9 protein-coding genes and 1 pseudogene are annotated in these 11,806 nt (G+C 71.2%); 8 read left to right on the forward strand and 2 right to left on the reverse strand.

Annotated elements, in window-relative coordinates:
• From MBSD_RS15335 to MBSD_RS03880, 3 genes and pseudogenes are all read left to right on the forward strand, one after another.
• Positions 1-218, forward strand: a pseudogene (locus MBSD_RS15335) (efflux transporter outer membrane subunit); the annotation flags it as partial.
• 25 nt (positions 219-243) lie between these two features.
• Positions 244-1,416, forward strand: coding sequence for an HlyD/EmrA/EmrK family protein (locus tag MBSD_RS03875; protein ID WP_062535243.1), 1,173 nt, complete (start codon positions 244-246; stop codon positions 1,414-1,416).
• Positions 1,417-1,426: 10 nt separating this feature from the next.
• Positions 1,427-2,980, forward strand: a complete 1,554-nt coding sequence (locus MBSD_RS03880; RefSeq protein ID WP_062535246.1) for a DHA2 family efflux MFS transporter permease subunit — start codon at positions 1,427-1,429, stop codon at positions 2,978-2,980.
• A 13-nt stretch (positions 2,981-2,993) separates the two neighbouring features.
• On the opposite strand, the gene tcdA is transcribed toward MBSD_RS03880, so the two are convergent.
• A complete protein-coding gene (tcdA, locus tag MBSD_RS03885) occupies positions 2,994-3,770 on the reverse strand; it encodes a tRNA cyclic N6-threonylcarbamoyladenosine(37) synthase TcdA (protein ID WP_062535247.1) in 777 nt (258 codons plus the stop codon).
• Positions 3,771-3,868: 98 nt separating this feature from the next.
• On the opposite strand from tcdA, the gene MBSD_RS03890 reads away from it, so the two are divergent.
• The 5 genes from MBSD_RS03890 to cqsA all read left to right on the forward strand — a co-directional run bounded on the left by MBSD_RS03890 (position 3,869) and on the right by cqsA (position 8,539).
• Entirely contained in the window at positions 3,869-4,063 is a 195-nt protein-coding gene (locus tag MBSD_RS03890) for a DUF6116 family protein (protein WP_062535249.1), read from the forward strand.
• A gap of 121 nt (positions 4,064-4,184) precedes the next feature.
• Positions 4,185-4,577 carry a cytochrome c gene (locus MBSD_RS03895; RefSeq protein ID WP_148667802.1) on the forward strand — a complete coding sequence of 131 codons (393 nt, stop codon included), beginning with the start codon at positions 4,185-4,187 and terminating at the stop codon, positions 4,575-4,577.
• Between the two features lie 120 nt (positions 4,578-4,697).
• Positions 4,698-6,080, forward strand: coding sequence for a sensor histidine kinase (locus MBSD_RS03900; protein WP_062535253.1), 1,383 nt, complete (start codon positions 4,698-4,700; stop codon positions 6,078-6,080).
• Complete coding sequence (locus MBSD_RS03905) at positions 6,077-7,114, forward strand: response regulator (RefSeq protein WP_062535256.1); 1,038 nt, start codon at positions 6,077-6,079, stop codon at positions 7,112-7,114. The genes MBSD_RS03900 and MBSD_RS03905 overlap by 4 nt, the downstream gene beginning before the upstream one ends.
• Positions 7,115-7,231: 117 nt before the next feature.
• Complete coding sequence (gene cqsA, locus MBSD_RS03910) at positions 7,232-8,539, forward strand: alpha-hydroxyketone-type quorum-sensing autoinducer synthase (protein WP_062535258.1); 1,308 nt, start codon at positions 7,232-7,234, stop codon at positions 8,537-8,539.
• A 66-nt stretch (positions 8,540-8,605) separates the two neighbouring features.
• Here cqsA and MBSD_RS03915 read toward each other — a convergent pair whose 3' ends face one another.
• A complete protein-coding gene (locus tag MBSD_RS03915) occupies positions 8,606-11,803 on the reverse strand; it encodes a sialidase (protein WP_062535260.1) in 3,198 nt (1,065 codons plus the stop codon).
• Positions 11,804-11,806: the final 3 nt, after the last annotated feature.

The following is an 11,806-nucleotide window of genomic DNA, read 5'->3' on the forward strand; positions in this document are numbered from 1 at the left end:
CGCAGGTCGAGGCCGCCGCGCGCTTGCGCGACAGCGCCGCCGCGCGCGAACGCCAGGGCCTCGCCGACGCCCGCGCCGGCCTCGCCGCCGAACTGGCGCTGCTGCAGCAGCGCGACGCCGCCGTGCAGCTCGATGCGCAGGCGCTCGGCGCCGACGTCGCGCTCACCAAGGCGCTGGGCGGCGGCTACCGCGCCGACGCCGCACTCGCCCATCGTTGATTTCCTGCATCCGCGGACCTCCCCCATGAACGCTGCTCTCGATCCCGCCCCGACGAACGGCAACGGCAAGCGCAAGCGCGTGCTGCTCGGCATCGCCGCCGTGTTCGCCCTGGCCGGTCTGCTCTGGCTGCTGCTCTGGCTGCTGGTGTTCTCCAGGCGCGAGGTGACCGACGACGCCTACGTCGGCGGCAACCAGGTGGCCATCTCGGCGCAGGTGCCCGGCACCGTGATCGCCGTGCTGGCCGACGACACCCAATGGGTGCGCGCCGGCCAGACGCTGGTGAAGCTCGACCCGACCGACGCCGCGGTCGCCCTGGCCAAGGCGAAGAGCGCGCTGGCGCAGGCCGTGCGCCAGGTGCGCCAGCAGCGCGAGCTGGCCGCGCAGTACGACGCCGCGGTGGCCGCGCGCGAGCAGGAGCTGCGGCGCGCCGAAGCGGATCTGGCGCGCCGCCAGCCGCTGCTGGGCGAGCAGGCGGTCGCACCCGAGGAGGTCGCGCACGCGCGCGAGGCGGCTGCCACGGCGCGCGCGCAGCTCGATCTCGCCCGCCGCCAGGCTGCCGCCGCGCACGCGCTGGTGGACGGCACCGACGTCGCCGGCAACCCGGCCGTGCAGCAGGCGCGCGCGGCGTTCCGCGAAGCCTGGATCGACGCCCAGCGCAATGCCGTGCTGGCGCCGGTCGACGGCTACGTCGCCCAGCGCAGCGCGCAGGTCGGCCAGCGCGTGCAGCCCGGCCAGCCGCTGATGACGGTGATCCCGCTGCATGCGCTGTGGGTGGACGCCAACTTCAAGGAAGTGCAGCTCGAGCACATCCGCATCGGCCAGACGGCGGAGGTGCGCACCGACCTCTACGGCGGCGACGTCGTCTTCCGCGGCCATGTGGTCGGCCTCGGCGCCGGCACCGGCAGCGCCTTCGCGCTGCTGCCGCCGCAGAACGCCTCCGGCAACTGGATCAAGGTGGTGCAGCGCGTGCCGGTGCGCATCGCGCTGGACGAAAGGCAATTGCAGGCGCATCCGTTGCGCATCGGCCTGTCCGCCACCGTCACCGTCGACACACGCGACCGCTCGGGCGCGGTGCTGGCGCGGCAACCGGCCGCGGCGCCCGTCGCCGAGACCGACGTCTATGCGCGCGACCTCGCCGACGCCGAGCGCGAGGCCGACGCCGTGATCCGCGCCAACCTCGGCGCCGACGCCCGCTGAGCGCCGCGCCATGCACCAGCCCGCCGCCAACGACGGCCGCGCCCCGCCGCTGCACGGCGGCATGCTCGCGCTGCTGACCGTCGCCATCGCCTTCTCGACGTTCATGGAGGTGCTCGACATCACCATCGTCAACGTCTCGGTGCCGGCGATCGCCGGCAGCCTGGGCGTCAGCCCCTCGGAAGGCACCTGGGCGATCAGCTCCTACTCGCTGGCCAGCGCGATCATGCAGCCGCTGACCGGCTGGATCGCCCGCCGCTTCGGCGAGGTGCGCACGTTCTGCGCGTCGGTGTCGCTGTTCGTAGTGTTCTCGATGCTGTGCGGCCTCGCCGCCAGCATGCCGATGCTGGTGGTGTTCCGCCTGCTGCAGGGCGCGGTGTCCGGGCCGATGGTGCCACTGTCGATGACCCTGCTGCTGGCGAACTATCCGAACGAGAAGAAGGGCCTGGCGCTGGGCCTGTGGGCGATGACGGTGGTGGTGGCGCCGATCTTCGGCCCGATCATCGGCGGCTGGCTGACCGACAACTACTCCTGGCCGTGGATCTTCTACATCAACGCCCCGGTCGGCGCGCTGGCGGCGCTGATCACCTGGACGCTGCTGCGGCGGCGCGAATCCGCCATCGCGCGGCAGCCGCTCGACGTGGTCGGCCTGGCGCTCCTGGTGATCGGCGTCGGCTGCCTGCAGTTCATGCTCGACAACGGCAGCGACAAGGACTGGTTCAGCTCGCCGCTGATCACGGTGCTCGGCATCGTCGCCCTGGTCAGCCTGACCTTCTTCGTCGGCTGGACGCTGACGGAAAGACACCCGGTGGTCGACCTGACCCTGTTCCGCCACCGCAACTTCGCCGTCGGCGTGCTGGCGCTGGCGCTCGGCATGTTCGGCTTCTTCGGCATCAACGTGGTCTACCCGCTGTGGCTGCAGACCACGCTCGGCTACACCTCGACCTGGGCGGGATTGGCGACCGCGCCGGTCGGCATCCTCGCCGTGGTGTTCTCGCCGCTGGTCGGACGCAACCTGCACCGGCTGGAGCTGCGGCTGGTGGCCAGCATCGCCTTCGTGGTGTTCGCGCTGACCGCGTTCTGGTTCGCGCGCTTCACCACCGACGCCGCGTACGCCGACCTGGTGGTGCCGCGCGTGATCCAGGGCATCGGCATCGCCTGCTTCTTCATCCCGGTCAACCAGATCATCCTGTCCGGGCTGGGGCCGGCGGAGATCGCCAGCGCCTCGGGCCTGTCCAACTTCTTCCGCACCATCGCCGGCAGCGTGTCGACCGCGGCGACGGTGACGCTGTGGCAGCACCGCAGCGACTACCACCACGCCGTCCTGGCCGAGCACGTCAACGCGGCCAGCCCGGCCGCGACCGGCTTCCTCGACCGCCTGGCGGCGCTGGGCGCGCACGGCCTGCCGGGTTACGGCGTGGTCGAGCAGGTGCTGACGCGGCAGGCGCTGACGCTGGCCGTCAACGACGTGTTCTGGCTGTTCGGCGCGATCTTCCTGGCGATCATCGGCGTGCTGTGGCTGGCGCGGCCGCCGTTCGGCAGCGCGGGGCCGGGCGCGCTGCACTGACGCCGCGCCCGCCTCAACCGGACGCCAGCAGCTTTTCCAGCGCCTTGCCCACCGCGGCGAAGCCGAAGCTGGCGGTGACGTGCGTGGCCGCGCCCAGGCCCGCGCCGCAGTCGAGGCGAAAGGCGTCGGCGCCGGAGGGGCGCACGCCGCAGACGCTGCCGTCGGGCTGCGGGTAGCGCACGTTCTCCAGCGAATACACCGCGGACACGCCGAAATAGCGGTCGGGATTGCGCGGGAAGCCGTGGTCCTGGCGCAGCTTCTTGCGGATCAGCGACAGCATCGCGTCGTGCTCGGTGCGCGAGAGGTCGCGCACGCGCACGGCGGTCGGATCGGTGCGTCCGCCCGCGCTGCCGACCACCACCAGCGGCAGCTTGCGCCGCCGGCACCAGGCGATGGTCTCCACCTTGACGCGGAAGGCGTCGCAGGCGTCCAGCACCAGGCCGTAGCCGCGGTCCAGCAGGACATCGAGATTCGAAGGCGTGAGGAACTCGGCCCGCGCGTCGATGCGGATGTCGGGATGGATCGCCCGCGCGCGTTCGGCCATCACCTCGACCTTGGCGCGGCCGTAGTGGCCGTCCAGCGCGTGCAGCTGGCGGTTGGTGTTGGAGAGGCAGACCTCGTCGGCGTCGATCAGGGTGAGCCGCCCCACCCCGCTGCGCGCCAGCGCCTCCACCGCCCACGAGCCGACGCCGCCGACGCCGACCACGCAGACGTGCGCCTGCGCCAGCCGGGCGACGCTGCCGGCGCCGTAAAGGCGCTCGATGCCCTGGAAACGTTCCGCGTGCCGCATGACCCAGTCCAACGAAATCCGGCGAGCGTAGCACGGCCGAGGCTTGCGCCGGCGCCGCCGCGGCCCCATGGTGGGTCCCGCCGCCCCTGGAAACCGCCATGCCCCGTCCGCTGGTCCGCCGCCTGCTCGGCTTCGCCGGGCGCCTGCGCCATCCGCAGCTGTTCGTGCTGATCGCGGCCCTGTTCGTGTTCGACCTGCTGCTGCCGGACCCGGTCCCGTTCGTCGACGAGATCCTGCTCGGCCTGCTCACCCTGGCCCTGGGCCGGCAGCGCATGCGAGCGGACCGGCCGTGACGCCGCCCCGAAATCGACGGAACACGAAAGAAATATTGTAAGCTACTAACATGAAAGGGGTTTGAAGGGCGCGTCCGCGATGATGGAAGTCCACCCTCCCCGCGCTTCAGGGATGCCGTCCATGCGCATGCTGTTCCTGTTCGCCCTGGGCCTCGCCATCGGCGCCTTCGCGGCGGTCACCGTCGCCGACGGCCTGCGCCGGCGCGACGCCTATCCGCGCGGCGTGATGAACGTGATGGCGCACCATCTGGGGCGGCTGCAAGCGGCGCTGCGCGCCGGCCAGTGCCCGGCGGCCGCGACCGCGCATGCCCTCGCCCGGCTGGACGCGGTCAGCGCCGAGATCGACGACGCCTTCCCCGACCCGATGCGCCACGACACCCAGTTCCGCAGCTACGCCGGGCGTCTGCACGAGGCCCTGGCGCCCGCCGCGAATGCGGCCGACTGCACGACGCTGGCGCCGCGGGTGGCCCGCGTCGCCGATGCCTGCGATGCCTGCCACCGCGACTACCGCTGAGCATCCGCAGGCCGGCACCGTGGCCTGCGGCACGGCAGGCCGACGGGGGACGCCGTTAGTATCCGCAGGCAGGGAGGACGCGCGCCGCGCGCACGCCCGGATGCGGCCGCGGGAAGGACCATGAACGCCGAGCTGGCACGACGCGAAACGAGGCAGCGCCTGCTGCGCCAGCTGCGGCTGGCGGGCTGGATGCTGCGCCGCGTCCTCGGCCGCCTGCAGAGCAGCATGTTCGAGCGCACGCGCTACTCCGAGCCGAAGATGGTGGCGATGGCGTGGGTGGGTGGGCTCGGCTTCCCGATGTACTACCTGGTGTGGACCGACCTGTTCCCGCAGCCCTACGAGAACCTGCCGCTGCGTCTGCTGGGCAGCGCGCTGTTCCTGCCGCTGGCGTTCGTGCGGCGCTGGCCGCGGCGGCTGCGGCCGTGGCTGCCGCTGTACTGGTACGCGACGATCACCTACGCGCTGGCGTTCTTCTTCACCTACATGACGCTGCGCAACGGCGCCAGCGCGCCGTGGCTGATGTCGCACCTCGCCGCGGTGTTCCTGATCCTGCTGCTGTTCGACGTGGCCGGCTTCGTGATCACCAGCCTGGTCGGCACGGCGCTGGCGCTGTTCGTGCTGGCGCTGACTCCGCACCCGCCGCTGGACGAATCCAACCTGATCGTCTACATCCCGGTGCTGCTGTTCGCCGTGGTCTGCGGCGGCGTCTCCAGCCTGTCGCACCAGATGACGCAGCAGGCGCGCGTCGACGCATTGATCGCCTCCTCCAACAACATCGCCCACGAGCTGCGCACGCCGCTGGCCTCGGTGCGCGTCGCCGCGCAGGCGGTGCGCCGCTACCTGCCGACCCTGCTCGAGGCCTACCGCGCCGCCCGCGCGGCCAATCTGGCCGTCCCCGAGCTGCGCCTGGCGCACCTGCAAGGCCTGGAAAAGGGCCTGGACACCATGGAGCGCGAGGTCACCCACGCCAACACCGCCATCGACATGCTGCTGGTGGCCTCGCGACCGATCGACGAGGTGCGCCCCGAGCGCGTGTCCGCCCGGCACTGCGTGCGCGAGGCGCTGGAGCGCTACCCGTTCGGCTCCACCGTCGAGCGCGACCGCGTGACCTTCGAGGACGACGGCACCGACTTCACCTTCAGCGGCAGCGAACTGCTGGTCGTGCACGTGCTGTTCAATCTCATCAAGAACGCGCTGCTGCACACCGGCCGCGCCGGCAAGGGCGAGATCAGCATCGCCCTGGACCGCCGCGGCGACGTCAACCGCATCGTGGTGCGCGACACCGGCCCCGGCATCCCCCCGGACGTGCTGCCGCGCATCTTCGACCGTTTCTACTCGCACTCGGAGGACGGCGGCCGCGGCATGGGCATGGGCATCGGTCTGGCCTATTCGCGGGCGGCGATGGAACGCATGCGGGGCTCGATCCGCTGCCACTCGCGACTGGGCGAATACACCGAATTCGTGCTTGAATTCCCCCGCGACGACGAGGTACCGCCGCCATGACGCCGGTGATCGCGGGACCGATCCTGCCCTTCCACTTCCCGACCACCACGATGTTCGTGGACGACCACGAGGAATACCTCGAGGTCGTGCCGTTGCTGCTCGACCCGATGCTGCACGTGCGCACCTACAGCTCGCCGCGGCGCGCGCTGGCGGCGCTGGGGACCAGCGCCAGCCGGCCGGTGCCGGGCGGCGGCTGGCTGTACCGCTGGAAGGACCAGCCCTCGCGCCGGCAGGAACTGGTCGCCCTCGACGTCGATACCATCCACCGCATCGCCTACGACCCCGAGCGCTTCGCCGAGGTCTCGGTGGTGGTGGTCGACCACGTGATGCCGGAAATGGACGGCGTGGCCTTCTGCCAGCGCCTGGACAACCCGCAGATCGGCAAGATCCTGCTGACCGGCCGCGCCGACGACGCCGTCGCCATCGAGGCCTTCAACGCCGGCATCATCGACCGCTTCATCCGCAAGAACGACCCGCACGCGATCCAGCGCCTCGGCAGCGCGATCCGCGAGCTGCAACACCGCTATTTCGAGCGCGCCGGAGCCTTCGTCGCCGAAACCCTGGCGCTGGGCGACTTCGGCTTCCTGCGCGACCCCGCCTTCCGCCGCGCCTTCGCCAGCATGACCGCCGACTTCCAGCCGGCGGAGAGCTACGTGCACTGCAACCCCACCGGGCTGCTGTTGCTGGACGCCATGGGGCGCGGCCGCTTCCTGCTGGTGCAGACCGACGACGACCTGCGCGCCCACTACGAGATCGCCGAGGAACTGGGGGCGCCGTCGGCGGTCCTGGCCGCCCTGCGCAACGGCGAGGCGGTGCCGTGGTTCGGCAGTAAAGACGGCTATTACACCCCGACTTTGGTCGACCCGGAGGCCTGCCTGTTCCCGGCCACGGCGGTCAAGGGCGATCGGTGGTATTACTACAGCCTGATCGACCAGGTGGAGCGTTTCCAGCTGCACATGGTCAAGCCATATCGCACCTGGCTCCGTGACCAGGACACTTTGGGGACGCGCGGCGACCCCACCGCCACGCGCTGACATCGCCTCTCGCTTTCGGCCGCACCAGGCACGGAGCGGCCAGCGTCCTGCCTCCGCTCGCAGGACCCGAATCATGGACGACTTTCCGCGATCCGCACCCGTGAGAGGACCACCACCATGCTCGACGTCATCGACCCCGCCCCGGCCGCGCCGGAGGCCATCGTTCCGCTTCGTCCCGCCACACCCCGCCCGGCTGCGCCGGCGCTGCCCGAACTGCTGCGCGAACGCGTGGAGCATTTCCGCCGCGAACGCGTGCAGCTCGCCTGGGGCGGCAAGCACATCATGCTCGGCAGCGTGCCCAGGGCCGGCGACCTGGTGCTGCAGAGCAACGACTATCTCGCCATCACCCGGCACCCGGAAATCGTGCGCGCGCAATGCGCGGCGCTGGAGAACGAGGGCAACGGCATGATGATGTCGGGCATCTTCCTGCAGCATGCGGAAGACCCGATGCGCAGGCTCGAACAGGAGCTCGCCGGCGCGATGGGCGCGGAAGAGGGCATGCTCTGCCAGTCCGGCTACAACGCCAACGTCGGCCTGGTGCAGTCGATCGCCGGCGAGCGCACGCCGGTGTACGTCGACATGCTGGCGCACGCCTCGCTGTGGGAAGGCGTGAAAAGCGCCGGCGCCCGGGCGGTGGCGATCCTGCACAACGACCCCGAGCACCTCGAGCGCCAGGTGCTGCGCAACGGCCCGGGCGTGATCCTGGTCGATGCCGTCTACAGCACCACCGGCGCGCTCTGCCCGCTGGCCGCCTACGCCGACATCGCCGCGCGCCACGACTGCGTGCTGGTGGTCGACGAATCGCATTCGCTGGGCACGCACGGCAGCCACGGCGAGGGCCTGGTGGCCAGTCTCGGCCTCGGCGACCGCGTGCACTTCCGCACCGTCAGCCTGGCCAAGACCTACTGCGCGCGCGCCGGCCTCATCACCTGCCCGGCCGGCTTCCGCGAATACCTCGCCAGCGAGTCGCTGCCGGCGATCTTCAGCTCCACCCTGCTGCCGCACGAGCTGGCCGGCATCGGTGCCGCGCACCGCGTGATCCAGGCCGAAGGCTGGCGTCGCAACCGCCTGCGCCAGGTCACCCAGCGCGTGCGCACGGCGCTGACCGCGCTCGGCTACCCGATCGCCAACGGCACCGAGCAGATCGTCGGCCTCGAGATCGGCCCGGAGCGGCTGACCATGCACGTGCGCGACGTGTTCGAGGCGCACGGCGTGTTCGGCTCGATCTTCTGCGCGCCGGCCACGGCCAAGAACCGCTCGCTGCTGCGGCTGACGCTGAACGCCGGCCTGAACGACGCCGAGGTCGAGCGCCTGATCGAGACGCTGGCCTCGATCCGCAACGAGATCGATCTGGTCGACTGGAGCGGCACGCGCCGGCAGCGGCGCGGCGGGGCGGCCACGCTGGACCACGTCGCCGTCGCCTGAGCGGAAGGCGGATCGCGTGCCGTCGCGGGCGGCGCCTGGCGCCGCCCGCGACGGATCCGCAGCCCGTCAGTCGATCTCCCCGGGCATGCCGCGATCGCGCTCGCGCATGCCGCCGCCCGCGGCGCCGCCGCCGGCGTCGGCGGGAGCGCGCTCGGGCACCGCGATCGGCTGTAGGCCCTTCGCGGCCAGCGCCGCGTTGACCTTGGCCAGGTCGCCCTGGCGCAGCGCCTCGAACGACTTGGCGACGTCGTCCATCTCGCGCTGCAGTGCCTCCACGCGGGCGAGCTGGTAGTCGGTCGGCCGGCCTTCGTAGCCGACGATCGCGCCGTACACCTGGTCGAGGTGCTCGCGCAGTCGCTCCTCGCCGGTGATGGCGCCGCCCTCGGTGGTGGCCACGACTTCCTTGCGGATCTTGTCCGCCTTGCCGGCGAGATCCGTCAACTGCTTCGCCAGCGCGGCGTCGTCCTTGGCCGCGGCCGCGCGCTGGCTGGCGCCGTCGCGCACGGCGACGATGCGATAGGCCAGGTCGGTCATGTCGCCGAACATGCGGTGCACGCGCATCGCCGCCTCGAACTGCGCCTTGCGGTCGGCCAGCGTGAACGGAGCGCGCGCGTCGAGGCCGACGTCGAGTTTCTCCGTGATGCTCTGCTCGCCCTTCACCAGCTTGACGGTGTAGGTGCCGGGCAGCACGCGCGGCCCCTGCGCGGCCGACTGCGCCAGCGCGGCGGCCGGCGGCACGCGCGGCGGCTTGACGCGCATGTTCCAGGTCACGCGGTTGATGCCGCGGCGCACGCTGCCGGGCAGCGTGTCGACCAGCTTGCCGTCGGCGTCGTAGATCTCCAGCTTGAGCTTGCCGAACAGGTGGCGGCTCTTCTGGTAGTAGGTGATCACCGCGCCGTCCGGCGGGTTGCGGCCGCGGAACTTGGCGTCGCCCTCCGGCCAGCCGCCGGACGCCTCGATGCGCTGCTGCACCGGACGTCCCGGCAGGAACGCCGCCTCGGACGCCAGCGTCTTCGCGTCGAGCGCGCGCAGCGGGGTGATGTCGTCGACGATCCAGATGCCGCGCCCGTGCGTGGCCAGCACCAGGTCCGAGGTGCGCGGCTGCACCACCAGATCGCGCACGGCGACGTTCGGGAAGTTGCCGCCCTTGAACTGCGCCCACTGGCGGCCGCCGTCGATGGAGATCCACAGGCCGAACTCGGTGCCCGCGAACAGCAACTCGGGCTTGACCGTGTCCTCCTTGATCACGTGCACGTAGCCGCGCAGGCCCTTGCCGTCCTTCGGCGAGACGATCGGCGTCCAGCTGCGGCCGTAATCGATGGTCTTGTAGATGTACGGCGCCATGTCGCCGAAGGTGTGGCGGTCGAAGGCGACGTAGGCGGTGCCGGCGTCGAAGTTGCCGGCCTGCACCCAGCTCACCCACGAGTGCGCGGGCACGCCGCGGATGTTCTTCGCCACGTTGGTCCAGGTCTTGCCGCCGTCGCGCGTCAACTGCACGTTGCCGTCGTCGGTGCCGACCCAGATCAGCCCGGCCTGCTTCGGCGACTCGCTGATGGAGTAGATCGTGGTGTGCATCTCCGCCGCGGAGTTGTCGACGGTGACGCCGCCGGACTGTTCCTGCTTCTGCTTCTCCGGGTCGTTGCTGGTGAGGTCGGGCGAGATGCGGTCCCAGGTCTGGCCGTGATCGCGCGAACGGAACAGGAACTGCGCGCCGATGTAGATCGTGCCCTTCTCGTTCGGGCTGAGCGCGATCGGCGTGTTCCAGTTGAAGCGCAGCTTCTCCTTGTAGCCCGCCTGCGGCTGGATCATGCGCACCTGGTGGGTGTGGCGGTTGATGCGGCCGATGAAGCCGCCCTGCGCCTCGGCGTAGATGTAGTCGGGATCGGACGGATCCTCCCACATCCAGAAACCGTCGCCGCCGTACATGTTCTCCCAGCGGCTGTTGGTGATGCCGCCGGGATAGGCGCTGTCGCCGACCCAGGCGCTGTTGTCCTGCAGGCCGCCGTAGACGCGGTACGGATCGGCGCCGTCGACGCTGACGTGGTAGAACTGCGAGACCGGCAGGTTGTCCTGCTTCCACCACTTGTTGCCGCCGTCGAACGACTGCCACAGGCCGCCGTCGTCGCCGGCGAACACGTGCTTCGGATTGCGCGGATCGATCCACACGGTGTGGAAGTCGCCGTGCGCGTTGCCGCTGACGTCGCCGAAGCTCTTGCCGCCGTCGGTGCTCTGGATCAGGTTGAGGTCGGGCTTGAACAGGCGGTCGGGATTGGTCGGATCGACGAACAGCGCGGCGAAGTAGAACGGGCGCCAGACCATGGCCTGGCTGTCGTCGCGGCGCTGCCAGGTCTTGCCGCCGTCGTCCGAACGGTACAACGCCGACTTGGTCGACTCGACGAAGGCGTAGACCACGTCCGGCTTCGACGGCGCGACCGCCACCGCGATGCGTCCGTACGGCTTGGCCGGGAAGCCGGCGTTCGCCTTCGGCGTGACCTCGCTCCAGCTCTTGCCGCCGTCGGCGCTGCGGTACAGGCCGCTGCCGCTGGGCGCATCCGGCGAGGGGCCGCCGGAGCGGAACGTCCAGCCTTTGCGGCGGAAGTCCCACAGCGCGGCGAACAGGACATCGGGGTGCTGCGGATCCAGGCTGACCGAGGCGCAGCCGGTGGACAGGTTCGGGCCTTTCAGCACCAGCTCCCAGTGCCTGCCGCCGTCGCGGGTGCGGTACAGGCCGCGGTCGGCCGAATCGCTCCACAGCTTGCCCGGCACGCAGGCGTACACGGTGTCGCCGTCGCGCGGATCGACGACGATCTGCGCGATGCGCTCGGAATCCGCCAGGCCCATGTGCGTCCAGGTCTCGCCGCCGTCGGTCGACTTGTAGATGCCGTCGCCGACCGAGACGCTGTTGCGCGTCCACGCCTCGCCGGTGCCGACCCAGACGGTGTCGGGGTGCTGCGGGTCGACCGCGATCGCGCCGATCGACTGCACCGGCTGCCGGTCGAACACCGGCTTGAAGGTGGTGCCGCCGTCGAGCGACTTCCACACGCCGCCGCTGGCGGCGCCGACGTACAGCGTGGTCTTGCCGTCCTTGGCGTCGACCGCGGCCAGCGCGGCGATGCGGCCGCTCATGGTGGCGGAGCCGATGTTGCGCGCGCCGAGGCCGGAGATGGCGCCGCCGTCGAAGTGCGCCTTGCCGGTCTCGGCCGCGGGCGCGGCGGCGGCGAACGTCAGTGCGGCCGCGACGGCCGCGATCAGATGGATGCGCATGGT

Source organism: Mizugakiibacter sediminis (genome assembly GCF_000953855.2).
Lineage (GTDB): Bacteria > Pseudomonadota > Gammaproteobacteria > Xanthomonadales > Rhodanobacteraceae > Mizugakiibacter > Mizugakiibacter sediminis.

Coding starts and splice junctions, on each gene's coding strand:
- MBSD_RS03875 (WP_062535243.1), top strand. CDS start 244: ATGAACGCTGCTCTCGATCCCGCCCCGACGAACGGCAACGGCAAGCGC.
- MBSD_RS03880 (WP_062535246.1), top strand. CDS start 1,427: ATGCACCAGCCCGCCGCCAACGACGGCCGCGCCCCGCCGCTGCACGGC.
- tcdA (WP_062535247.1), bottom strand. CDS start 3,770: ATGCGGCACGCGGAACGTTTCCAGGGCATCGAGCGCCTTTACGGCGCC.
- MBSD_RS03890 (WP_062535249.1), top strand. CDS start 3,869: ATGCCCCGTCCGCTGGTCCGCCGCCTGCTCGGCTTCGCCGGGCGCCTG.
- MBSD_RS03895 (WP_148667802.1), top strand. CDS start 4,185: ATGCGCATGCTGTTCCTGTTCGCCCTGGGCCTCGCCATCGGCGCCTTC.
- MBSD_RS03900 (WP_062535253.1), top strand. CDS start 4,698: ATGAACGCCGAGCTGGCACGACGCGAAACGAGGCAGCGCCTGCTGCGC.
- MBSD_RS03905 (WP_062535256.1), top strand. CDS start 6,077: ATGACGCCGGTGATCGCGGGACCGATCCTGCCCTTCCACTTCCCGACC.
- cqsA (WP_062535258.1), top strand. CDS start 7,232: ATGCTCGACGTCATCGACCCCGCCCCGGCCGCGCCGGAGGCCATCGTT.
- MBSD_RS03915 (WP_062535260.1), bottom strand. CDS start 11,803: ATGCGCATCCATCTGATCGCGGCCGTCGCGGCCGCACTGACGTTCGCC.